Genomic DNA, 24,588 nt, shown 5'->3' with positions numbered 1-24,588 from the left:
CTGGATCTTTCGTCAAGTCTGCTGCTGGAATGACTGCTGTCTTACCTTCTGGGGTTGTGACTGTGGCGTTGCCTTTGTCGTCTACTGCTACAGTTGCTCCTGGGTTGACTGCTTTAACCTTGTCTTCGATGGCTTTCTTCTCTTCTGGAGTGAGAGCATCTGGATTTGCTACTACAGTCTTGTCAGCCGGTTTTACGATGTCGTTGCCTGCGTTTGGTTTCTTAGTATCTTCAACAGTACGTACTAATTCTTCTACAGGAATAACTTGTGTTTGACCATCTGGAGTTGAAACTTTAGCATTTCCTTTGTCATCAACTACTACAATTGAGTTTGGATTTACAGCTTCAACTGCTGCTTTAATCTTCTCCTTCTCAGCATCTGTCAACTTAGCTGGATCATTTACAACCACTTTATCAGCTGGTTTAACGATATCGTTACCTGCTTTTGGATCATTTGCTGTATCTGCAGTTTTCACTACTTGCTCAGGAGTGATGATTTCTTTGTGTCCATCTGGAGTTGTAACAGTAACATTTCCATCTGCGTCTTGAGTGATTTCTTTAGCATCTGGATTTACTTTCTTAACAGCTTCTAAGACCTTAGCTTTTTCATCATCTGTTAAAGCACTTGGATCATTTACAAGAACTTTGTCAGCCGGAATATTCACTTCACCTACAGCATTAATAGCCGCTTTATCTGACTCTTCAATTCCATTAACAGCGTCTGCGGTTTTAGCTGCATCTACAGATTTCTTAGCTTGATCTGCGATTGCATCTACTTGAGCTTTAAGATCTTCTTTAGCTTTAGGAGTCAAGTCGTCGCGAGCGTCAATTGCTGCTTTTTTAGCTGTTGCTTCTTCATCAATTGCTTTACGAGCATTTGGCTTATCTTCTACAACAGGTACAGATTTTTCAATTTCACCTTCAGCTTCTTTTTGAAGTTGCTTAACTTCTGCATCTGTTCCAGCTTTATCGATTTCTTCCTTAGCTTCTTCTGCTAGAGCTTTAGCTGCATCTGCTGCAACTTTCTTCTCATCATCTGTAGCATCTGGAGTGTTAGCAATGTCTTCCAATTGTTTTGCTAATTTATCTTCGATGGCTTTCTTAGCTGCTGGTTTAGCTTTGGCTTCTGGATTTACTGCTTTAACTTCATCTACACCTGATTTTTTAGCTGCATCTACTGCTTTTTGAGCTTCTGTCGCTTTTTCTGGTGTATCTGCGTTATCCGGTTGTGCGTTAATAGCGTCTGTTGCTGCTTTTGCTTTATCTTGAGCTTCTTTCTTAGCTGCGTCTTTTTCTTCTTGCGTTAAATCAGTACGTGCATCGATTTCTGCTTCTTTCTTAGCTAATTCATCTGCGATCGCTTTCTTAGCTTCTTCTTTCGCTACTGGATTTACTGCTTTAACATCTGCTACACCTTTATCTTTTGCTGCATCTACTGTTTTTTGAGCTTCTGTCGCTTTTTCTGGTGTATCTGCGTTATCCGGTTGTACATTAATTGCATCTGTTGCTTCTTTAGCTTTATCTTGCGCTTCTTTCTTAGCTTTTGCTTTCTCTGCATCTGTTAAGTCTGTACGCGCATCAATTTCTGCTTCTTTTCTAGCTAATTCGTCTGCTACTGCTTTCTTAGCGGCTTCTTTAGCTACTGGATTTACTTTAGCAACTTCTCCTAAACCAGATGTTTTAGCTGTATCTACTGCTACATCTGTTGTAGCTGAATCGATTGCTTCTTTAGCTTTCTTAGCTTCTTCTGCCGCTTTGTCTTTAGCTACTTTTTTCTCAGCATCTGTTAAGTCTGTACGTGCATCAATAGCATTGTTTTTAGCTGTTAAGGCATCATCAATTGCTTGTTTAGCTTCTGTTTTCTTAACCGCAACTGGATTTACAGCTGTAACTTCATCTACACCTGTTTTCTTAGCTGCATCTACTGCTGCTTGTGCCGTTTGTGCTGCTTCTGGCGTAGCTGCTGCATCAGGTTGTTTAGCAATTTCAGCTAATTGAGCGTCAGCTTTATCTTTTGCTTCATTCTTAGCTGCTGTTTTTTCTTCATCAGTTAAGTCTGTACGAGCATCGATTTCTTTGTTTTTAGCTGTTAACGCATCATTAATTGCTTTCTTAGCTTCTGCTTTTGCTACTGGAGTTACATTTGCAACTGCTGTAGTTCCATCTGCTTTAGCTTTATCAACTGCTGCATTTGTAGTTGCATTATCAACTGCAGCTTTTGCTACGTCTGCTTGCGCTTTTGCTGCTTCTTTAGCTTTAGTTTTCTCTTCTGGAGTTAAATCTGTACGTTCATCGATTTCTTTGTTTTTAGTTGCTAATGCATCATCGATTGCTTGTTTAGCTTCAGTTTTCTTAGCTGCTTCTGGATTCACAGCTTTAACATCTGCTACACCCTTATCTTTAGCTGCATCTACTGCTTTTTGAGCTTCTGCTGCTTTTTCTGGTGTATCAGCATTATCAGGTTGAGCATTAATTTTTGCTAATTCAGCATCTGCTAGTTTCTTAGCTTCAGCTTTTGCTGCTGTTTTTTCTTCATCAGTTAAGTCTGTACGTTTATCAATTTCAGAATTTTTATCTTCTAATTCTTTCGCAATTGCTTTCTTAGCTTCTTCTTTAGCTACTGGATTTACAGCTTTAACATCTGCTACACCTTTATCTTTTGCTGCATCTACCGCTGTTTGAGCTTCTGTCGCTTTTTCTGGTGTCTCTGCATTATCAGGTTGAGCGTTAATCTTAGCTAATTCAGCATCTGCTAATTTTTGAGCTTCATCTTTAGCAGCTTTTTTCTCAGCATCTGACAAATCTGTACGGTTATCAATTTCTTGATTTTTAGCTGTTAATGCATTGCCAATAGCTTCTTTAGCATTTTCTTTTGCTACTGGATTAACTTTACCAATTTCTGTAGTTCCTGCAGTTTTTGCTGTATCTACTGCATCGTTTGTTGTTGCAGCGTCAATAGCTTTAGTTGCTTCTGCTGCTGCCGTATTATTTTTCGCAATTGCTGCGTCTTTTTCTGCTTGTGTCAGATTTGGATTTGCTTTAATAGCGTCTTCCTTAGCTTTACGAGCTGCTTCTACATCTGCTTTTGCTGCTGCTTTCTTAGCAACTACTGGGTTATCTGCTGCGATTGCAGTTGTTCCTGCGTCTTTAGCCGTATCAAGAGCTGTTTTTGTAGTAGCACCATTAATTGCTGTCAAAGCTGCTGTTTTATCAGCATTTACTTTATCGATTGCTACTTGTTTCTCTTCATCAGTAGCATTTGAAGTTGAGTTAATCGCTGCAATTTTCTCAGTTGCTGCTGTATTTACTGCATCGATAGCAGGTTGTTTATCTAATTTAGTGAAGTCTGTTAATGGTCTGATATCTTTAGAACCATCTTTATATGTTGCAACAATATTATTACCTTCTTTAGTAATTGTAGCAACTTTGTTATCAGTATTATCTACTGCCTCACCACGTTTAGACTCTAGATTTTTGTCTTCATTAGTTCTAGAATATTCTAATTTCGCTTTAATTTTAGCAAATTCTTCATCAGTTACAGCCGTAGGATCAGCTACTGCTACTTTATCTTCTTCTGTTGGTGTAACGATATCATATTTCTTAGCTTGTGCTTTTAATACGAATGTTACAGCACCTGGGTCAGTAAGGTAAGAACCTACTACTTCTCCATTATTTTTATTTTTTACAGCAATATTATTAATTTCTTTTCCATCTTTATCTGTTGCTGTGGCAAAACGTGTTACAAGCTCTAAAGAATCGTTTTCTGTTTTTGGCAGTTTATTTTCTGCTATCCCTGAAACTTGTCCTGTTACTTTAATTTTTGCTGGTGTAGCAGTTTCAGAATTAATCGCTGTTACAGTGAATCCCCATTCATTATCTTGTAGATCTGGATTTCCACCAACGTTATTTAAAGCAATATTTCCACCTTTTTTAAGGGCAGCTGATTTAATTTTTCCTGAATCATCGTTAAATGTAATATCAACATCTGCTTCTTCTCCAGTATATAGATAAACTTCTTTTTTGTTTGGAGTTGGATCTGAGTATGGAATTGATACTGTCGGTGCTACATTTGTACGTGCAATATTTGAAATTGGAGTAGTGTCTACTGAGTCATCGTTATAGGTAACAGTAACTGTTCCATTTGCAATAGCAATGTCTTTCACTACTGAATATTTATCTGCTAAGACTTCCCCTTTGTGAGACGCTAGTCGTGCATCTTGCTTCGTTGCCGTATCAGAATATTGAATATTAATTTTCTCTTTAATTTTGGCAATTTCTGTGGCAGTTAGGTTGTTAATATCATCAACACCAATTTTATCTCCATCTAAAGCTGGTTCTTGGATGCTGTATTTGTATGTTTGAGATTTAAGAACAATCTTGAAGTATCCCGGTTGAGTTAGTCCATTACCTGCTGGGGACATTGTAGATCCATCTTTTGCTGTTACACGAAGATAACGTTCACCCATAGCGAAGTTTTGAGCTTCCGTCTTCGTATAGTTTTTATTCCCCATGATAGTAGCATTCGGTTGCCCTGTCATTCTTACTGTTAATGGTGTATCTGTTTCTGTAGTGATTTTATCAAAATTATACCCATATCCATCTGTTACAGTTGTATCGTTAACAGTGGTGAATTTCTGATTAGATCCCCCTGTTGTTTCAACGTAAGTAACTTTATTTGTTGATGAATTGATTTTAAATTCTACATTAGCCTCTTCTTTGTTATAAACATAGATTTCTTTTGTAGCATCATTCGAGAACTCAGTAGTATATGTAATATTATCTACAGTTTTTGATGTTTCTGTACGTAACGCATTATCTTTATCCATCTCTTTACCGTTACGTGGGTCATTTGAACCTGTATTTTCGATTGAGTTAGATTCTGATTTTTTCTCAGTGTTTTCTGCTGTTTTACCTACAGTTTCTTTACCTTCAGTTGTATCTACTGCTGGAGTTTCTTTTTTCTCTACAGGTTTGTTTTTTAATTTAGAGTTAGCTGTAGTGACAAGTTTGCTGTAAGCTTGTTTTAGTTCAGCTTGAGTAGTTGCATTCTCTAATGTAGCTTTTGCAGCTTCTAAGTCAGCTTTTAATACTGCAACACTTTCTTCAGTTTTGTTATCGTAAGAACCGTTAGAAAGTTTTGTTTCAATTTCTGAAATGTAGCTTTCAAGTTGGGTCTTATCCAAAGTTGGAGTAACTACTTCTTCTGATTTAGCAGGAGCTTCCGCTACAACTGTATTGTCTACTTGTTTTGTAGTATCCTCCTGAACCTTATCTGAGCCAGTATTTTCTTCAGTTGGTTTAACTTTAATCTCTGATGTATCTTGCGGTTGAACAGCAGTCATATCAGCTGATACTGCTCCGTTCCCTAAGAACATGAAAAGAGCAGCAACGGCCACACTAGCTGCACCAAAGCTGTATTTACGAATAGAGTAACGTGTCACCTTTTCACGGTGCAAACGCTCAACGCGACTCATAGAGTTTTTGTTTTCCATTAATTTTGGATCTCCTTTTAGAAGTATATTTGGGATTTTCACGCGAAACTAGCCGCTTCTGAAGCAACGGATAATTATTATATTTAACGTGAAATCTTACACTGACTATTCTACTTTATTTTTGATATATATGCAAGTTATTTAATTTGAAATTTTCGCAAAAAAAATTAGGAATATAGCTAATTTTCAGAAAGTTTCATATCACATTTTTTCACGTTTTTATGCATGTTTAATTAATCTACTATTATATATTTTAGATATGATTTTTTAAATATATTGAAAAAATTGCGCATAACCCTCGGATAAATAGGTTTATCCTCTAAATAAAACATGCTATCTAGTTCGATAACATGTCATTTCTATTTACAACAGTGCTTCAAACTCCGCGACTGACATGCCTAATTGTTCACTCGCAAATTCAGAAGTTAAAACATGTTGGCGTACTAAATCCAGAAAGGTAAAGATTTGTCCTTCAGCTTTCCCGAGCTCCAGTCCTTGTTCGATACCCTCAGCTCGACCACGTTCTAAGCCTTTTTCAATACCTTCCGCCCTAGCTGTTTCCAAGGCATAATCCTGAGCCAATAACGCTTGTTCTTTGCGCATACGTAGTTGACTAAACATTTTTCTGTCCTCCTCGGACCAGCTTTTGTAGTCCAGCAGTTGATCTGCCTGGCTGATGGCTCGCTCTGGCTCTTGGGTAAAGGGCTTGTTCCCGAAAAACTCCAACCACGGTTTACGAACCTTGTCTTTGCTGGTTTCTCTGTATTTTTTTAGTCCTTATTTGTGATGCTCTTTCAATAGTTCTTCAAACTCAGAGACAGTCATACCCAACTGCTGACTTGCAACCTCCGAAGTCAGAAGACCTTGGCAAACCATGTCTAGGAAAGCAAAAAGTTTTCCTTCTTCCCTTCCTTCAACTTTACCTCGTTCCAGTCCCTGTTCTAAACCTTTTTCAATACCCTCAGCTCGCCCACGTTCAAGACCTCGTTCCAGTCCTTTTTCAATGCCTTCCGCCCTAGCTGTTTCTAAAGCATAGTCCTGTGCTAACAAGGCTTGTTCTTCACGCATACGTAGTTGACTAAACATCTTCCTGTCCTCCTCGGACCAGCTCTTGTAGTCTAGCAGTTGGTCTGCTTGGCTAATGGCTCGCTGGGGGTTTTGGGTAAAGGGCTTATTTCCGAAAAACTCCAACCACGGTTTGCGAACCTCGTCTTTGCTGGTTTCTCTGTATTTCTTTAATTCCAAGAATGCCATCTTGACCAGATGGTTTTCTTGTCCATTGTTTGTGATGGTTAAGACCTCACCTGTCGTGTCCTCTCGCATACTAAATCTATGAAAAGCCAGGTCATCTGAGAAATAATTGCTATCCACAATTGCGATAGCGTATACTGGTGCGATGTGTTTGTAACTCTGGTGTGTATCACCTTCTCGTTGGCGAATTTTTTCTAGATTTTGATTGACCTGACTGCACAAGTAAGCCCACAGGCGATTGATGAAAAAATTCTGATGATGCACCTGAATCTCAATGATTACTTGAGTTCCATTATCCAACTCCGCCAAGACGTCTATACTGGTATAGAAATCCTGGGCCGAGTAAGGCTGGGAAGGTAAGACGTGAATATTACTTCCCTCCAAAATAGTCACATTTTTTGCTGGTAAATCCAGCATATCGCGAATAAATTGACAAGTGATTTCTGGATTGCTAAAAATTTTCTTAGCAACCAAGTCATTTGTTGGGCTAATGCCCGGATGTCTGAGAATCATCCATTCCCTCCTCTTATTATACCACTTATACCACAGTTTTAAATCTAATTTTACTAGATTCGATGGTTCTATCTATTTATTCGAAAAGGAAATGAATTGTGAAGATATTTTATCTCGTTTCAACTAAAATATGAGCTTGATCAACCAACTGTCCATCAACAGTCAGATTTAGATAGAAATCCAAGGTCTTATCAGCAGCAAAATACAGGGTTGGTAGGCACAAATCTTTTGTGCTTTCCCCTGCTTGGAATTGAAGAACTTGGATCTCGTCCTGATAGACAACACCATGCACACCTGTCCCCGGTTGAATAGAAATCTTAGCCTCCAAAGGAGTACTACTTTCGCTACGTTCAATCCTAAAATGAAGAGTCTCTCCCTTTGCTACAGCTAGACTTTTTTCTGCAAATGCTAGTCCCTGAACAGCTACTTTTTGTGATAAGCTAGGAGTTTTATAGAGGGAAATTTTGGTCAATACAGGCATAGATTGTGCCTCTGTAATCATCACGCGCACCTTTTGCGCTTCTACTAGCGAACCTCGCAAGAGGCGCTTATAACCAACTGTAAAGCCCCTGCCGAATTCTTGCCAGACGCCATCCACTTCTACTTGCACATGAAAAGCAGCGATTCGTTGCCCTAGCTTTAAATCTTCTCTTAACTCAATTACATCAAAAGTTTTAGGTGACCCTAAGTCGAGTTCTAACTGGATGGGCAAGTCTGCATCGCTTGCCCAAGAGCTGGTCTCAAGACCATCTGTCAAATGGTGACAAGCAAAGTCTGCGGAAAGAGCTGGACCAGATACCTCAGCTCCCAGAGCCAAATCTTCTTTATAGAGCTCATTGCGAAAAGTCGCAAATTCATAAAGGCGTTCCATATCCTTTGCATCAAAGAGTCCATCTTGATTCGGCGGAATATTGAGTAAGAGAGGGGTTCCTCGTCCTACTGAGTGAAAGTAGATTTCGACCAACTCTTCGAGAGACTTAGGATCCTGATCCTCATGGTAAAACCAACCCGGTCGAATGGAGACATCTGCCTCACCGATTGAAAAAATCGTGCCTGAGGGATCTCCGTGCTGAAGATAGTCCAACTCTGCTTCTGTTCCTAGTTTATCAGGATTCACCTTTTGCCACAGGGGATCACCTGCATACCCTCGTTCATTGCCAATCCATCGGATACTGGTGCCTTCTGTTGAAAAAATTAAGCAATCTCCCTGCAGGTCACGAATGGTTTCAAACCATTTTTCAAATTCATAATTGACCTTTTGAGCGCCCTCTCCTCTGGCACCATCCATCCAGACCTCAGCAAATTTCCCTCCATTTCCATAAGCAGGATTTGATAAAATCTCCTTCAGCTGAGCCAGATAATAGGCATTATAGTCCACTTCTCGCTCCACATGGTAGAGAGGACTGTGGGCATCCCATGGTGACAGGTAGACCCCCATATCCATATCAAACTCAGTAGCAGCTTGGGATACTTCAAAAAGCAAGTCCCCCTCTCCATTCCTCCAGGGACTAGCCTTAACCGAATAATCTGTATGAGCCGTCGGATAGAGGACAAAGCCATCGTGGTGCTTGACCACCAAAATCAACTTTTTAAAGCCCGTTTCCTTAAGTACACGAACCCATTCACGCGCGTCTAACTTTGTTGGATTAAAGCGTTCAGGATCCTCCTGACCTGTCCCCCATTCCTGATCATAAAAAGTATTGGGACCAAAATGGATAAAGGCTGCTAGTTCATTCTCTAAATACGCTAGCTGGGCCTGACTAGGCAAGGGGCCGTGCGGTTTTATTTCTCTTACCATACTACTTCCTATCTACATTTTTCTTTACTTTTTTGGCATGTACCTGCAATTCTGTTAACGCTAGAGGGCTTTCCAAGCCTTCAAATCGAAGACGAAGGGCATAAGTCTCTACCTTGTCAAATTCAAAACGAAGCTCTTCATCCCTGTTGCTTGAAACTTTTCGGATAGCTGATACAGGGCGCCAATTCTCCTCTTGCTTGAGCAGGGAATCCTTATCCAAATGATTTGGAGACCGAGGTAAGCTAGGCTCATTCCCTACATAATAATCAATAAATGTCGGCTCAACAGCCACATATTCTTGATTTTCAACATAATACAAGGTCACGTTATCCACAAATCGCGGTTTTAAAATCCCTGCATCTCCAAACAGAATGCCCACGCTGGCTTGCTCTGACTTGGCAATCCAAGTATTGGCTGTCGATTTTTTCCGAGCAATGACCTTGTCATTGAGGTAAGAGGCTAGGTGATTCGGTTCTGAATGAGAAGCAAAGACCAGAGGCAGGTTGGATCCTGTCCACTGATTGGAAATAACTTCCCCATCTACACTGGCATCTGTCACATGGATAGTGACTGTTGCCGGCAACTCACAGCTCGCTACTTGTCCTGTGAGCACACATTCTCCTACCTGAGCATAGATTTGAGAATCAAGCTCGTCCCAAGTCACCTTGGCCATATCTCGTCTGCCATCTGATAAGACTAGCTTGACTCGGTCTGGTAAGTGTGGGGGTTCCTTGACAAGCGTCCAAACCCTCTCAGGCTCAATAGCGCAAATCCCTTGAACACAAACCTGGGCAGAAGCCTTTAAATCCAGACCTTCTAGCTGACCAGATACCGTAAACTCATGAAATCTTGCCAAATCTTCTTCAGAAATCTCCTCCCAAATAACCTTGACTCGTTTTGTACCACCAGACTCATAGTCCACCAAGACCGAAGATGGAAGCTGTGGATAAGTCCCCTTATCTGTATACAAGCGAAGTGGTCTTACAGAAACTGCCTGCCCTAGTGAGGTATTTTCTGCAACCTGTAAGTGAGTTTGATAGGTTTTCCCTTGATAACTGGCGCGGATAGCCAAGTCGCCTGCAGACAAGCAATGAAGCACTCCCTGCTTGATAATGGCGTGGGCACTACCACTCGTCTCCCAAATCACTTCACTATTCCCCACCTTGTTCACAGGGTTATCCACAGTTTGTGGATAAAGTCCAATAGCTGGGGAAGCCCCTTCTTGTAATCCTGCCTGCTTGTCCACTCGAATCTCAAATAAGCGCTTATTTTTCACTGGTTGGGTAGCCAAAGCCTCTCCCACTAAGATATCAAAACTTGCTGGCTCTAGCCCTCTGGCACTGGCCTTTAGTCTTACTTGGCCTGCCTGCTCCAAGCTCTGAACTAAGAGGACACCTCTGCCATGAAAGGCTTTCCTCTTAAACCGACCATTTTTCTGAGCCTTGTAACGTTCACGACTGGCCTGCCTGCCATTATCCACACCCACAATGCGAGCAGGGCCTTCAATTTGAAAATGAAGCTGATTGGAAGCCGTCGGCACCCAATTTCCATCCTTGTCCAATACATCAAAATAGAGATAAAGGAGGTCTTGCCCATCTGGCTCCAGTTTTGTTTTCTCGGCATGTAACCCGATTTTGGCTGGCTTACCTGCAGTCACCACCCTATCTTCTGCCACAAGCTGACCTTGATAATCATAGGCTACAGCATGCAATTCTCCTGGTTGATAAGCCAAACGCCATTCGAGATAAAGTTGTTCAGAACTTGCTCCCTCTTGGTATTTTCTACCATCTGAAGTCCATTTTTCCTGAAAATTCTTTCTGCCTTGGGATTTTCCATTGAGAAATAGCTCTACTGAACCAGCATTTGAATACACTCGAACAGAGATATCCCCATACTTATCCACAACTTGTTGATAACTCTTGTTGATTTCCCAATTCCAGTGGGGTAGGATATGAACCATGGGATGCTGATCTAGGTCCAACCACTGACTTTGATAGAGATAATAATCATTTTTAGGAATCCCTGCCGTATCCACGATCCCAAAATAGGAACTCTTTACAGGCGTGTCATTTTGATTGTGCCAAGGAGTCGGCTCACCGATATAGTCCACTCCTGTCCAGATAAACTGACCCGCATAGTCTAGCCGATTTCTATCTGCTATCCAAGAAGCCGTCGCCGTCTTCCCCCAAGGAACTCGATCATTGCCATAGTCTGACTGTTCAAAATTCCGCACGCGGCGATTATCCCCAACCCATTCCTTAGCTGGGCGAAAATAGCTGTCACGCGTCCTTGTAGCCGATGAGGTTTCAGATCCGTAAAGTCGCCACTTGGGATGTCTTTTGCGAATCCCATCAATATTATCTTCCGAGTAATTCAAGCCCACCACATCCAGCAAATTGGCTATCTTTTCATGACCTCCAGACCCATCTCCAAAGCGGAACTGATCCATTCCCATGGTCACAAAACGGCTATCATCAACCTCCTTAACCCTTTCTAGCAAGCGTTTGATCGTCTTCAATGAATGAGCATCTCCATTTGCTTCACTGACTTCATTTCCCAAGGACCACATAAAAATCGCTGGATTGTTCTTACCACGCTCAATCATGGTGCGCAAATCATAATCTGACCAGAAATCGCCTGTTTTCGCTTCTGGATGAGTCGCTTCTTCCTCAAAAAAGCGACCATAGTCATATTCTTTCTTGCCTCCATACCAGGTATCAAAGGCTTCTTCTTGGATGAGTAAGCCCATTTTGGCAGACAGATCCAGCAAGATGCTACTGCCTGGATTATGGGTGATTCGAATCGCATTGACCCCCATTTCCTTCATCTGGCGCAAGCATCTCTCAGCAGCTGACTTGTTTTCCACAGCTCCCAATGCTCCGTAGTCATGGTGCAAACAAACCCCATGAATCTTCAACCAGCGACCATTTAGAAAGAAACCCTTATCCGCTTGCCAATCCATATAGCGGTAACCAAAGGTCTCTTCTTCTTCATTAACCAAAATGCCATTTTTGTAAAGACGAGTCTTCAATTGGTAAAGGTGAGGGGAAGCAATATCCCAAAGCAAGGGTTGAAAAATTGATATTGCTTGTTGGAAATGATGTTTGTCCCCAGACTCAATCACTATAGAGTCTGTCGCCTGCCAGTCTGACAGCTGTTGGCCATCATACCAGATACTCTGTTCCAAATACACCGACACGGACTGAGGCCCATCATTTGAAACCTTGCTTTCAAGCTGGGTTTCCACCCAAGATTGCCTTTGTTCCTTTAGCTTGGGACTTTCTATCTTAATCCCATATAAATCCAGATGCACCGAATCTGTAATCAATAATTTTACTTCTCGGTAAATACCGCTACCAGAGTACCAACGACTGCTAGGTTGCTGATTTTCCACAAAAACCGCAAGCTGGTTGGCCGTCCCATCATTTCTTAGATAAGGCGTGATATCATAAGAAAAGGGCGTATAGCCACTGGGATAATAGCCCAGCACTTGCCCGTTGATATAGACTTGGGCATTCATGTAAACTCCATCAAACAACAAACGCACCGATACAAGACTGGCATCTTCTTCCAAGTAAAACTGTGTCCGATACCAGGCTTGACCACCATTTAACTGACCACCCTCATTTTGCGCTGGCGAATACTGGTCAAAATCATTGTAAATACTCCAGTCATGTGGCACTTGAATAGCCTGCCAATTTTCTCTATGAAAATCCGGCGCCAAGGCCTCTTCTTTCCCCACCTCTTGGCTAAAAAACCAGTGATTTCGCAAAACTTCTTCTCTTCTCATACAAGCATTCCTCTTTAAACAAGTCTATCAATTTGACTATATCACAAAACAAAAGCGCTTTCAACACTTCCTCCATCACTCCCTAAATACTCAGAAAAGATTCTATAATTTGTGGAGGAGGATTTTAATCCTCAAAGCTACAAGGGTAATACAAAAAGAGCCTGACTCCAGGCTCTTTAGTCTATTATTTCTTCTCAGCACGAAGGGCTGACAAGATTTGTGTACGGATATCATCCACACCATTTGGCGTATTTGGTAAAAAGATCGTTTGATTGCCTTTAGAGGCAAAGGTATTCAAGGTATCCAAATACTGGTTGGTCAAAAGAATGGACATGATTTGCTCTTCTGTCATACCAACATTGGCTTCCTTGAGTTCTGTGATAGACTCTGCTAATCCATCCACAATCGCTTTACGTTGTTGGGCAATCCCCACACCATGAAGGCGGTCTTTTTCTGCTTCTGCTTCAGCTGCAGTGACGATTTTAATCTTGTCTGCTTCCGCCAATTCTTGCGCTGCGACCCGCTTACGTTGCGCCGCATTGATTTCATTCATGGATTGCTTAACTTCTGCATCTGGTTCGACCTTAGTAATCAAGGTTTTCACGATAATATAACCGTAAGTAGTCATTTCTTCTGCTACTTGGTGTTGAACTTCAAGGGCAATCTCATCTTTTTTCTCAAACAATTCATCCAAGGTTAATTTGGGAACAGAAGAGCGAAGAGCATCTTCGATATAAGATTTAATCTGAGATTCTGGACGCATGAGTTTATAGTAGGCATCTGTCACGCTCTGCTCATTAACACGGTACTGAGTCGCTACATTCATCATAACAAACACATTATCCTTGGTTTTAGTCTCAACCACAATATCGCTTTGCAACAAGCGCAACTGAATCCGCGCTGCAATCGAGTCAATCCCAAAAGGCAAGCGAATATGAATACCGCTATTGGCAACCTTTTGGTATTTCCCAAAGCGTTCAATAATCGCCACCGACTGCTGACGAACCACATAAACTGTACTCAGTGTGACTATCACCAATAGGAGCACACAAACCACCACAAAAATCATCAAAAATGTTGCCATTATCGTGACCTCCATCATTATTTTTCCTGTATTATAGCACATTTAAAGAAGGCTGTGCAGTTTTAACTGCGATTTTTAAAAATAAAATGTTAACCATCTATTTTGTAACTAAAAAGATAGCCTCATACAAAGCTATCCTTTGATTCTCATCAATGCGCCAACATTTCTTGAGCGATTTCTTGGCCAGATAGGTTATCTGGGTAGTAGGTTGGCCAGTTATCCATTTCTTCAAAGAGGGCTTCTTGGCTTGTGCCTCCAAAGAAGATATGGAAATGTTCTGCCTTAACTGGGGCGATATTGTGGTCACTAAACTGAACATACTTGAACTGTCCAGCGTCTGCATCTGTGGCTTCAAAGAGGAAGCGCACGCCACGATTGCCTTTCTTGTAAGTCAAGATTTTCTTACCAACATACTTGTAGGTGAATTTCTTACTTTGTCCACCTTGAACAAATTCCATAGTATTATCAGAAATGTTGATCTTAGTGACATCTGTCTGATAGCCTTTTGTATAGTAAGCCTTGTACTCAGCCTGAGTCATCTTACCAGTCAACTTAGACTTGTAGTCAAAGACTTGGTCAAACGTACCATCTTCAAGGAAAGGATAAACTGATTGCCAGTTACCTACATAGTCACTCAAGGTGCGGTCCTTGACGTCTGCATCCTCGAAGTAACCATTTTGAACTGTCTTGGTATCCTCTGCCTTTTCAGGCTCAATTGCTGGGCCTTCTTGGTCCGTTGTTTGTTTCAGAGCCTTGAGGTTTTTCTCCATAACGGAGATGTAGTTTTCGCCAGCCTTGGTATCCTCTTCTGTCAGACTTTCTAAAGGATTGAGGACATCTGTTTTGACACCTGCTTCTTTTGAAAGTGTGTTAGCAAGTGCTTGTGAAGCATTTTCTTCAAAGTAGATATAGGCAATTTTATTTTTCTTGACGTACTCTGTCAATTCTGCCAGACGAGCAGCTGATGGTTCTGCATCTGGAGAGAGACCTGAGATTGCGACTTGTTTGAGTCCATAGTCCAAGGCAAGATAGTTAAAGGCTGCGTGTTGAGTCACAAAGCTCTTTTGTTTGGCTTGAGACAAGCCTTCTGCATAAGCCTTATCCAAGGCTTGCAATTTTTCGATATAGGCAGCAGCATTCTTTTCAAAGGTCTCTTTTTTATCAGGATAATCTGCTGACAAGCTATCACGGATGTGCTCTACAAGTTTAACGGCACGAACTGGTGATAACCAAACATGGGGATCGTACTCATGGTGATGGCCTTCTTCTCCATGGTCATGGTCTCCCTCTTCTTCCTCACCACCTGGCAAAAGCAACATATCGCCTGTCGCCTTGATGGTTTTGACCTTTTTCTTATCCAAAGTATCTAGCAATTTAGGGACCCATGTTTCCATGTTTTCATTTTCATAAACGAAGGTATCTGCGTCTTGGATTTTGGCAACTGCCTTGGCAGACGGTTCATATTCATGGGGTTCTGTACCAGCACCGATGAGGAGTTCTACATTAGCAGTATCTCCTGCGACTTGCTTGGTAAATTCATAGACAGGGTAAAAGGTTGTCACAATATTTAGTTTGCCATCTGCCTGCTTTTGATTGGAACAAGCCACTAAAAACAAGGCACATAGACTGGCGAACAATAAGCTAATTTTTTTCACGTTAGTCTCCTATTTGATAAAACGTCTTACTAAACTAATAAGTAAAAAGACAGTTACAAAAATAATGGTAATACTTGCACTTGCAGGTGTTTCTGCATAGTAGGAAATGTAAAGTCCTGCTACCATTCCCAAAAATCCAATAGCACTGGCAAGTAGCATGACCGATTTAAAGTTTTTCCCCAGACGCAGGGCAATACTAGCTGGCAAGACCATAATGGTCGATACCAGAAGAGCTCCTGCTGCAGGAATCATAAGGGCAATGGCCACTCCTGTCACCATGTTAAAAAGAATAGACATGGTACGAACGGGCAAACCGTCCACAAAGGCCGTATCCTCATCAAAGGTTAAGATATACATTGGACGAAGGAAGAGGAAGGTCAACAGCAAAACAACCGCCGCAATGACAAAGAGAGAAATAACCTGCTCTTCGCTAATCGTCACGATAGAACCAAAAAGATATTGATCCAAACTCATTGAGCTAGAGCTTTTACCCTTGCTCATGACAATCAGAGAAACAGCCAGTCCTGTTGACATTAGGATAGCTGTCCCGATTTCCATAAAGCTCTTGTAAACCGTACGGAGATACTCCAGAAAGACCGCCGCAATCAAGACAATAGCAATAGTTGAAATAGTCGGAGAAACCCCCAGAACCAGACCAAAAGCTACACCCGACAGCGAGACGTGGCTAAGGGTATCGCTCATCAAACTCTGACGGCGCAAGATTAGGAAGGTTCCCAATACTGGCGAGAAAAGACTCATGGCAATAACCGCCAGAAAGGCGCGTTGCATAAAGTCATAAGATAACAAACTAAGCATGGCCCACCTCCTGATCATTCTCATGAACGTTGAAACAACGCCATGGCGAATCTTGGTTACGAACTAGATGAATATTGCGGTCCGCATAGTCCTTAACTTCTTCAGGATCATGGGTAATCATCAAAACAGCCTTACCATGATGATGGGCGCTGTGGTGCATGAGTTCGTAAAATTCATTTTTACTTCCTGCATCCATCCCCGTTGTCGGCTCATCTAGGATAAACACATCTGGATCCGAAGCAAACATACGCGCAATCACCGCTCGCTGCTTTTGTCCTCCAGATAGAGAACCCAAGCGTTTGTCTCGATGTTCCCACATGCCAACTGAGTCCAGACTAGCCTTGATATGCTCCTCATCATGAGCATTCAAACGACGGAACCAACCCTTTCGTGGATAGCGACCTGACTTGACAAATTCATAAACCGTACTTGGAAAACCAGCATTAAAACTGGCAATTTGCTGAGGCAGGTAGGCAATTCTCAATTTCTTACCCTGCGTATTTGTCTTGGAAATAGTCACGTTACCAATGCGTGGCTGAAGGATTCCAAGACTGGCCTTGATTAGTGTCGTCTTAGCTGCCCCATTCTCCCCTGTCAAGGTAACAAATTCTCCACTATCAACACTATAATTGATATGTTCAAGAACAGGCTCCTTATCATAATAGAAGGATAAATCCTCTACCGTAATATATCTCATTATTTGATTTCTCCTACTAAAGCAGTCAAAAACCGCTGAATCACTTTTTGTTCATTTGGAGTAAACTGAGTCGCCACTTGTTCATAAGTTAAAAGTGTATGCTCATGGTGATGATGGTGCTCCTCAGCGATTGGACGAGCCAAATCAGTCAACTGATAAAAAATCACACGCGCATCCTTAGGATCTTTAGATGTTTCCAACATCCCTTCCTTGACCAAAGACTTAATGGCCTTGGTAACTGCTGCCTGACTGACATTGAGGCGACGGGCCAACTCTGAATTTGTTAAAGATTCCTCTGACAAAAGCATGAGAATGTGCTCCTGAGTATTGGTCAGGGCCACCTCGCTAGTGCAATGACCTATTAGAATCTCATGCTGATTTTCTGCCTGCAAAATTACCTCATTTAAAAAGGCATCAATATCCTTCGCTAGCTGTCTCATATCTGACTCCTTTCCTTTTGGATTTCTCTTTTTTAAGAGAAAAATACTATTCTTTGGAATTTTATTTACCAGTTAATTATATCACAAGCAAAAAAAGAGTCAAGAAAAAACGTGAAAACTAGTTTCATTCTTGAACTCTTCTATATTATCTATTGAAATTCTTTGACATCTCCATCATAAGTCGCCCAATCTTTGCTGAAAAAGCGCTCATTCAGATGGTAAGTCGGAGCTGGTGTGGGATTGGATAGGAAAGGATCAACTGCCTTGTCAAAAGCCAACCAGCCCAACCAACCAATATGAATTGTATCTTTTACAAAATAAGGTTCAGCACCATTTTTTGAAAAATCTGCTATATTGGTAAAACCTTGGCTTTCTAACTGGTAACGAATTTTTTCAACTGCATGTTGATACATATCTTGATTTAATCCTGTATAATCCATCCATTTTTTATTGACAGGTTGAATCACAAACAATACATTCACTTTTGAATTCGCAAATTGATTCAAGACTAATTGCAAGTCATTATATTCTGATGATTTTAGAAAATTATAATTTTTCTGATAATCCTTCCACTTGTTTAAATCTTTCTTTACTTGCGTATCATAGAAACGATTTTCCATTCCCATATCATTATTCGTGGTATTTGCTTCAGCATCTTTTACAGCGATTTCTCTCAATTCGTCGTAGGAAAATTTATCTGGTAAGTCTTTTAGATACTTCTCCACGCGATCTCTATATTTTTCTCCATCATTCACTGACAATTGTCCAAATAGAAATGATTGTTTTTGGTTGAATCGTGCCAATGTATCTATGAGTGTCTTATCTATTTCTGAAAGTTGCTCACCCTCGGTTATTTTTTTGACTATATCTCCCAATACTACATTAGGATACTTTTTCATTAAACGCGAAGCGGCGTAACGACTTGACACATCTCCAGACTGATTTTCCAAAAAAGCACCCAATTGATCCGTGTTAAAATACCTACGAAAAACTGCAGGTTCATACTCCGTTTCTGTAAACCACTGAGGAGAAATAACAAAAACAGCTTGTTTATTTTCTAGCTCTGGCAATATTTGCTGCATACCAAAGTACTGATTCAAAGAAGCTGCTCCTGCTTGTCCTAAAAAATAGGGTCTATACGAACGATTGTACTTCTCCGCTAAAACAGCTGGATGCATACTATCAAATCGAATCCACTCACTAGAACCAAAAAAGGGAATGAATCGTAGACTTGGGTCCGAAAGAGCTCTCACTTTCTGAAATCTTTCTCTAAAACTTTGTGTACTAATCGCTGCTGCATATCGTTTTTCTTCTGATAAATTATAACTTTTACTAGTAGGATAAAAGAAAATGAGCAGACAAACCAACAAACCAGCTATCAAGACCGGTCCGAAGATCATCCATAAGCGTTTAAGCATTTTGTAGCTCCACAATACCAGCTATAATTTTATTAGCTGTATTCCAGTCATCACGACCAAACTCTGTTACAGGAACACGAATGTCAAAACGGTTTTCAATCTCCACAATTAATTCAACCGTTCCCATACTATCCAAGACACCTGCATCAAAAAGATCTTCATCCATCATGTCAGAAACATCTTCCATAAACAACTCATCAATAATTTCGATAACTTCTGATTTGATATCCATATTTTATTTCCTTTTATTTTTTAAACCATAGATCATTCAAGAATCCAGAAAAGATTAAGAATGACAGCATGACGACATGGAAGGTGACAACCATGCCAAGCAACTGAATCCAGCGATTCTCAGGTAGAGCAGGCTTCCCTGCTTTTTTCCGTTCCTTATTGAGCGTTTTTTTCTTACGAACCCAAGCGTCATTGACGACCAGCCCAATCCCATGAAAGAGTCCATAGGCGATATAGTACCAGGTCACTCCATGCCAAAATCCCATAATCAGCATATTTACAATGTAGGCCACACTTGAGGTTACATTACGATTCTTAAAGACCTTCTTTCTGGTCAACACCATCACCATTCGCATAAAGACAAAGTCACGGAACCAGAAAGATAGACTCATGTGCCAACGATTCCAAAACTCTTTTAAATCCCTTGATAAAAAAGGTTTGTTAAAGTTGATGGGGCTACGGATTCCCATCAAGTTTGAGATGGCTAAGGCAAACATAGAGTAACCTGCAAAGTCAAAGAAGAGCTCAAGACCAAAGGTATACATGACCGCTAAAGCATAGAGATTAAAGAAACCACCTGACTGCAGGGCTAGATTCTTCAGAGGAGGCAACAAGGTCTCTCCTAAAATATGAGCCAGGATAAACTTATACAAAAAGCCCCACATGATATAGCGAACAGATTCATCCAGCATATCCATTAACTCATCTCGCTCAGGAATGGTCTGATAATTTTCATTAAATCGCTTAAAACGATCGATTGGGCCACTTGAAAAAGTCGGCATGAAGAGAAGAAATCGGAGGAATTCCCAGAGGGTAAAATCCTTAATCACTCCATCTCTCAGCTCGATGATAATCCCAACCGAACGAAAGGTCAGGTAAGAAATTCCCAAAAACCCAAGCAAAGACTGCGTTCCATTGATAGCTGGCTGCACCTTGACAAAGATAATCGGAAGGAGGGATAGAAAGCTAACTAGGTAGAAGACCCACTTGCCATCCTTGCTTTTTCGATAATGCTTGTAGAAAAGCAGGAGCACTATTTCCCAGCAAAGGTAAATACCCAAGGCAGCCAACTGATTGGTCTTCCCACCTACCAACATGGTGACTATAAAGAAAAGACTAACCAGTACTTCAAACCAGGCAAAGCGTTTCTTGAAAAAGAGACCGATAAAGATGGGCAAGGTTGCAGCAATCACATAGACAAAATACTGAGGATTTCCGTATGGCTCTAAATGAGGAAGCTGTTGAAAGAACTCCATCATCTCTTATTCACCTCGTTAATTAATCCTTTGATGTCAATCTTTCCATTTGGAGTCAGTGGCAAACTGTCTCGATAAAGGAATTTAGACGGCATCATGTAGGACATCATGATATCGGTTAAATCTTCCTTGATAGCCTTGGTAATATCAATATCTCGCTCAAACTGCTCACGAACACCGTCTTTCAAGATGACATAAGCCAATAGATTTTGCACCTTGTGGTCTTTATTATAACGTGGCACAGCTACAGCAGACTCGATAAAGCGAGACTTATTGAGGTTTTGAGAGACATCTTCTAACTCAATGCGGTAACCGTTGAACTTAATCTGGAAGTCCATGCGTCCGCCGTAGAGAAGTAAGCCTTCATCTGTCATAGTTCCCACATCTCCTGTATGGTAGGCTGGCAGACTTTCAAACTCAAAGAAGGCTTCTGCCGTTTTTTCAGGATTGTTCATATAACCTTTTGAAACAGCTGGTCCTGAGACAATGATTTCTCCCTGCTCACCGTTTGGCAGTTTATTGCCGTTCTCATCAATAATAAAGGTTGGAGAATCAGCCTTGGTATAGCCGATTGGTAGGCGTTTGAGAGTCGCTAGCATCTCGTCTGTCACGGCAACAGCTGATAGAGCTACTGTCGCTTCTGTTGGACCATAGGCATTGATAATACGGGCATGTGGGAAACGTTCGCGCAGTTTTTGAGCCGTTTTGACTGTCAATTCTTCACCATCAAAGTAGAAATGCGTAATTCCAGGCATTTTCTCGCTATTAAAGTCTTCTGACAACATGGCCATATCCGCAAAAGAAGGGGTTGATGTCCAGATAGCGATTGGCAATGAAAAGATGGTCGCAAAGAGTTGCTTAAAGTCCTGAGTAATAGTTGAAGGAAGAGCGAAGAGCGTACCACCCAGTGCCAAGGTCGGCGCCCAGTACATGACAGACAGATCAAAAGAATAAGGTGGCTGAGCCAGCATTTGCGGACGACTTGGCGTCGCAAATTCTTTATCTGTAATCATCCAGTTGGTAAAGCTGAGGAGATTGTCATGGGAAATCTGCACCCCCTTAGGCTTACCGGTCGTACCAGAAGTAAAGATGATGTAGTAATTATCATCTCCTTTGACTGGATGTGTCATCTCATAGCTAGCCCCTTGAGCAAAGGCTTCTTGAACCTGAGCTAAAGTCATCATTGGCGTAGAGACTTGCTCCAATGGAAAATCTGAGATGGCAATAATCAAACTTGGCTCTGCAACTTCTACAATAGCAGAAACTCGTTCCAAGGCCGAATGGCTGTCAATGGGAATGTAGGCATGACCTGACTTAGTCAGTGCTACAAAAGTTGCCAACATTTCATACTCTTGACCACCAAAAACGACGACTGGAGATTTCTCAGGTAAGCCAAGTCGATCAATAGCTGCAGCCAAACTATCCGAATCAGCCTTCAAATCTCCATAAGTGTGTTCCTGCCCCAAAACATTGTAAACAGGATAGCTAGGCTGGGTCTGAGCAAAATGCTCAATGGTTTCAATCATATCTACTATTGGTTTATTTGACACAATAGGAATTCTCCTTCAAGTTAAAATTCATTATAAATAAAGCCACCCTGACCCTGACCAAGATAGCTAAAGAAGTAAAGCAGCCCTAGAAAGATAAGAAAATATAAGGCTGTTCGACCAAGAAAGAGGTACAATTCTTTTCTCTGTTTCATCAAGAAAAACCATTCATTTCTGTAATTTTTGCTAAATAAGATGAACTCTTACTATAGTATTTCTCTACCATTGTACCACTTTATAGGGTAATTTTTCAATTGTTTGCCGTACATTTTCACTAGATTTCAGCTTATTTTAAGGATTATGCGGTTTTTCTATGTATATTTTAAATAGAGTGAGGCTGGGCAAAAACTCCATTTCAGGAGAAAATGAAGGAAATCTTCCCATAATAAAACGCACAATATCAAGTTTTTTCAACACCTGATACTATGCGCTTTTCTGATTTTTAAAGACTTTTTAACACGTCTCTCATTTAAAATAATCTCGCCTGATATAAATTAAAATAGCTTCTATCATCAGACAAATGGCTGATATCCAAAAACTGATGCTAATACCAAAACTCTCAGTAATATAGCTCATTAGCAAAACAAATACTGAAAATGCTAATGTCGAAATCACTTCCAGAACGGAATAGACATTAACCAAGTTATTTTCCTCTACTGTTTCCTGAAGAAATACACTTTCAGGAACTTCTTTTAGTTGCGATAACATACCAACTAAAGCTGAAAATACTAAAAACATCTGTGCGTTTGGAAAATATAGAATAGTCAGCGTCACTATTGCCATGGCTATAAGAGAAAAAAGAATACTTTCCCACTTAAGAGCAAGAAACTTTTCAGATAGCCGAAAAGCAATTAAACCACTAATTATAATCCCGATAGAATATGCTGTATTAGAATATCCCCAGTAACTTTCCGTTTCATTTAATAACTCAGTTACAAAGACAAGTATGATAGACGAAACCCAAATCGTATTTGAGAAAATTCAAATAAATTTGCTGATACAAAAAGTCTTAATCTAGGATCTCTAGCAACTAACTTCCAACCTTTGAGCAAAATTTCAAGATTTGTCTCTGACTCTAGCACCTCCACTTCAGCCTTAGGAAGAAATAACATCAGAAAGCTAGAAATTATATACAACATCAAAATTATAAACGTGGTTGGTAATAGACCAATTGTTGCAAACAAGAGTCCACCTAACCCCCACCCCACCAATTGAACGGCTTCACCACTCATTGATAAGGCTGAGTTAGCCTTACCCAAATCAGTTGCATAGCGCGGCACAATAGCATAAGAAACAGGTGCGGCAAAACCATCTAATATAGAAATTGCAACAACAAATAGATAGATTACCAAAGGCGCTACTGATTTCATTACGGTAAACATTCCTACCAGTATCGCCAATAATATAGTCTTTCCAAATTGAGAGAAAGATAAAACCCTATTGAGCGCTATCCTTTTAGTAACTAAAGGAACTAAAAGACTCGCAACAAAAGAGGATATCCCTATTAAAATGGGAACTAGTGATGTGGCAATTACTGATTTTGAAATAATGTATATGTTAGCAATGATTGTTACTCTAAAGAAAATATCTGCTAAATTTGCAAACAATTGAGAGACTAACAACTTAATAAATGAATTAGACATGTAACTCTCCCATCTTAGTTACCAACTTTAGAATTAAAATTTGATTTTTAATATTTTAGCATAAAATAGCAGAAAACAAAAGTGAGATTTTTCACATAAAAAAGCAAAAGCTATTGCCTTTATTCCTCCTACTTTTTGAAGGAATTATTATCGTTGGAGGCTAGCTCTAAGAAGTTATACTCAATAAAAAAAGCCTGAGATTTTCATCTCAAGCTTTATCAGCATAATTGTTTTCTAGGTTAGAAAAGTGAGAATACAAGAACGGCCAAAGCTGCACCAATAACAGGTCCCACAACAGGAATCCAAGCGTAAGACCAGTCTCCGTCTCCTTTGTTTGAAATTGGCAAGATGCTGTGCATGATGCGAGGTCCAAGGTCACGAGCTGGGTTCAAGGCATAACCTGTTGTCCCACCTAGTGATAGACCGATACCGACAATCAAGGTACCTACTGCAAAGGTTCCGATACCTGCCTGAAAATCGTAAAGACCCAATGCAAAGATTGTCAATACCAAAACAAAGGTTCCAAGTATTTCGCTAATCAAGTTTGACACAGTATCTTTGATGGCTGGTCCTGTGCTGAAAGTAGCCAAAATATTTCCTGCGTTTTCTTCTGCTTCGTAGTGAGGTTTGAATTGCAACCAAACCAAAATCTGACCCAGCATAGCCCCTGCGAACTGGGCTAGGATGTAAGGGAAAACGGAAGCCCAAGGCAGACCACCTTTTAAGGCCACACCGATGGTCACAGCTGGGTTTAAATGAGCTGGACTGAGCTTCCCAGATACAAATACTGCAACCGCAACTGCAATCCCCCAACCCATGGTAATCACAATCCATCCTGCACTGTTGCTCTTGGTTTTTGGAAGAACCACACCTGCTACAACACCATTTCCTAGAAGAATCAGGATTAAAGTTCCCAAAAATTCTCCAAATAATTCATTCATCATCTTTCTATCTCCAT

15 protein-coding genes and 2 pseudogenes are annotated in these 24,588 nt (G+C 40.7%); all 17 read right to left on the bottom strand.

Annotation, left to right across the window (positions count from 1 at the left end; translation table 11 throughout):
* The coding region (locus tag NMM26_RS05560; protein ID WP_254753948.1) for a DUF1542 domain-containing protein at positions 1-5,491 on the bottom strand (5,491 nt) is incomplete at its 3' end.
* 363 nt (positions 5,492-5,854) lie between these two features.
* Positions 5,855-6,265: pseudogene (locus NMM26_RS05555) on the bottom strand (hypothetical protein); the annotation flags it as partial.
* Between the two features lie 3 nt (positions 6,266-6,268).
* Positions 6,269-7,255, bottom strand: a complete 987-nt coding sequence (locus NMM26_RS05550) for an Rpn family recombination-promoting nuclease/putative transposase (protein ID WP_254753947.1) — start codon at positions 7,253-7,255, stop codon at positions 6,269-6,271.
* A 109-nt stretch (positions 7,256-7,364) separates the two neighbouring features.
* Complete coding sequence (locus NMM26_RS05545; RefSeq protein WP_254753946.1) at positions 7,365-9,053, bottom strand: alpha-L-fucosidase; 1,689 nt, start codon at positions 9,051-9,053, stop codon at positions 7,365-7,367.
* Between the two features lies 1 nt (position 9,054).
* Complete coding sequence (locus NMM26_RS05540) at positions 9,055-12,843, bottom strand: sugar-binding domain-containing protein (RefSeq protein ID WP_254753945.1); 3,789 nt, start codon at positions 12,841-12,843, stop codon at positions 9,055-9,057.
* A gap of 184 nt (positions 12,844-13,027) precedes the next feature.
* The gene (locus NMM26_RS05535) at positions 13,028-13,912 is read right to left on the bottom strand and encodes an SPFH domain-containing protein (protein ID WP_004235732.1); all 885 of its coding nucleotides are present in this window, start codon (positions 13,910-13,912) and stop codon (positions 13,028-13,030) included.
* Positions 13,913-14,076: 164 nt separating this feature from the next.
* On the bottom strand, positions 14,077-15,582 hold the full coding sequence (gene adcA, locus NMM26_RS05530) for a zinc ABC transporter substrate-binding lipoprotein AdcA (RefSeq protein WP_049546879.1): 1,506 nt from the start codon (positions 15,580-15,582) through the stop codon (positions 14,077-14,079).
* A 9-nt stretch (positions 15,583-15,591) separates the two neighbouring features.
* Complete coding sequence (locus NMM26_RS05525; protein ID WP_254753944.1) at positions 15,592-16,398, bottom strand: metal ABC transporter permease; 807 nt, start codon at positions 16,396-16,398, stop codon at positions 15,592-15,594.
* Positions 16,391-17,095, bottom strand: coding sequence for a metal ABC transporter ATP-binding protein (locus tag NMM26_RS05520; RefSeq protein WP_254753943.1), 705 nt, complete (start codon positions 17,093-17,095; stop codon positions 16,391-16,393). Before NMM26_RS05520 ends, NMM26_RS05525 begins: the two co-directional genes overlap by 8 nt.
* Positions 17,095-17,535: a zinc-dependent transcriptional regulator AdcR gene (gene adcR, locus NMM26_RS05515; protein ID WP_001249308.1), complete on the bottom strand. Its 441-nt coding sequence runs from the start codon at positions 17,533-17,535 to the stop codon at positions 17,095-17,097. The genes NMM26_RS05520 and adcR overlap by 1 nt, the downstream gene beginning before the upstream one ends.
* A 149-nt stretch (positions 17,536-17,684) precedes the next feature.
* Positions 17,685-18,953 (bottom strand): D-alanyl-lipoteichoic acid biosynthesis protein DltD, encoded by a 1,269-nt coding sequence (gene dltD, locus NMM26_RS05510; RefSeq protein WP_000919855.1) that lies wholly within the window; start codon positions 18,951-18,953, stop codon positions 17,685-17,687.
* Entirely contained in the window at positions 18,946-19,185 is a 240-nt protein-coding gene (gene dltC, locus NMM26_RS05505; protein ID WP_000351967.1) for a D-alanine--poly(phosphoribitol) ligase subunit DltC, read from the bottom strand. The genes dltD and dltC overlap by 8 nt, the downstream gene beginning before the upstream one ends.
* Before the next feature lie 13 nt (positions 19,186-19,198).
* Positions 19,199-20,443 carry a D-alanyl-lipoteichoic acid biosynthesis protein DltB gene (gene dltB, locus NMM26_RS05500; RefSeq protein ID WP_254753942.1) on the bottom strand — a complete coding sequence of 415 codons (1,245 nt, stop codon included), beginning with the start codon at positions 20,441-20,443 and terminating at the stop codon, positions 19,199-19,201.
* Positions 20,440-21,990 carry a D-alanine--poly(phosphoribitol) ligase subunit DltA gene (gene dltA / locus NMM26_RS05495; protein WP_254753941.1) on the bottom strand — a complete coding sequence of 517 codons (1,551 nt, stop codon included), beginning with the start codon at positions 21,988-21,990 and terminating at the stop codon, positions 20,440-20,442. The genes dltB and dltA overlap by 4 nt, the downstream gene beginning before the upstream one ends.
* 20 nt (positions 21,991-22,010) lie before the next feature.
* On the bottom strand, positions 22,011-22,142 hold the full coding sequence (locus NMM26_RS05490) for a teichoic acid D-Ala incorporation-associated protein DltX (RefSeq protein WP_000813666.1): 132 nt from the start codon (positions 22,140-22,142) through the stop codon (positions 22,011-22,013).
* A 310-nt stretch (positions 22,143-22,452) separates the two neighbouring features.
* Positions 22,453-23,630, bottom strand: a pseudogene (locus NMM26_RS05485) (ryptide export MFS transporter).
* A gap of 239 nt (positions 23,631-23,869) precedes the next feature.
* Complete coding sequence (locus NMM26_RS05480; protein WP_000980813.1) at positions 23,870-24,574, bottom strand: MIP/aquaporin family protein; 705 nt, start codon at positions 24,572-24,574, stop codon at positions 23,870-23,872.
* Positions 24,575-24,588 lie beyond the last annotated feature (14 nt).

This window comes from Streptococcus sp. CF7_Ac1-8 (assembly GCF_024295435.1).
Classification (GTDB): domain Bacteria; phylum Bacillota; class Bacilli; order Lactobacillales; family Streptococcaceae; genus Streptococcus; species Streptococcus mitis_AP.
The sequence above is the reverse complement of the archived record's forward strand: the minus strand, read 5'-3'. Positions and strand labels throughout refer to the sequence as shown.

Bases quoted from the DNA above. Each gene is read 5' to 3' on its own strand.
- dltD (WP_000919855.1), bottom strand. From the start codon at position 18,953: ATGCTTAAACGCTTATGGATGATCTTCGGACCGGTCTTGATAGCTGGT.
- NMM26_RS05545 (WP_254753946.1), bottom strand. From the start codon at position 9,053: ATGGTAAGAGAAATAAAACCGCACGGCCCCTTGCCTAGTCAGGCCCAG.
- NMM26_RS05550 (WP_254753947.1), bottom strand. From the start codon at position 7,255: ATGATTCTCAGACATCCGGGCATTAGCCCAACAAATGACTTGGTTGCT.
- NMM26_RS05490 (WP_000813666.1), bottom strand. From the start codon at position 22,142: ATGAAACAGAGAAAAGAATTGTACCTCTTTCTTGGTCGAACAGCCTTA.
- NMM26_RS05540 (WP_254753945.1), bottom strand. From the start codon at position 12,843: ATGAGAAGAGAAGAAGTTTTGCGAAATCACTGGTTTTTTAGCCAAGAG.
- dltC (WP_000351967.1), bottom strand. From the start codon at position 19,185: ATGGATATCAAATCAGAAGTTATCGAAATTATTGATGAGTTGTTTATG.
- adcR (WP_001249308.1), bottom strand. From the start codon at position 17,535: ATGAGACAGCTAGCGAAGGATATTGATGCCTTTTTAAATGAGGTAATT.
- NMM26_RS05520 (WP_254753943.1), bottom strand. From the start codon at position 17,095: ATGAGATATATTACGGTAGAGGATTTATCCTTCTATTATGATAAGGAG.
- NMM26_RS05480 (WP_000980813.1), bottom strand. From the start codon at position 24,574: ATGATGAATGAATTATTTGGAGAATTTTTGGGAACTTTAATCCTGATT.
- dltB (WP_254753942.1), bottom strand. From the start codon at position 20,443: ATGATGGAGTTCTTTCAACAGCTTCCTCATTTAGAGCCATACGGAAAT.
- NMM26_RS05525 (WP_254753944.1), bottom strand. From the start codon at position 16,398: ATGCTTAGTTTGTTATCTTATGACTTTATGCAACGCGCCTTTCTGGCG.
- NMM26_RS05535 (WP_004235732.1), bottom strand. From the start codon at position 13,912: ATGATTTTTGTGGTGGTTTGTGTGCTCCTATTGGTGATAGTCACACTG.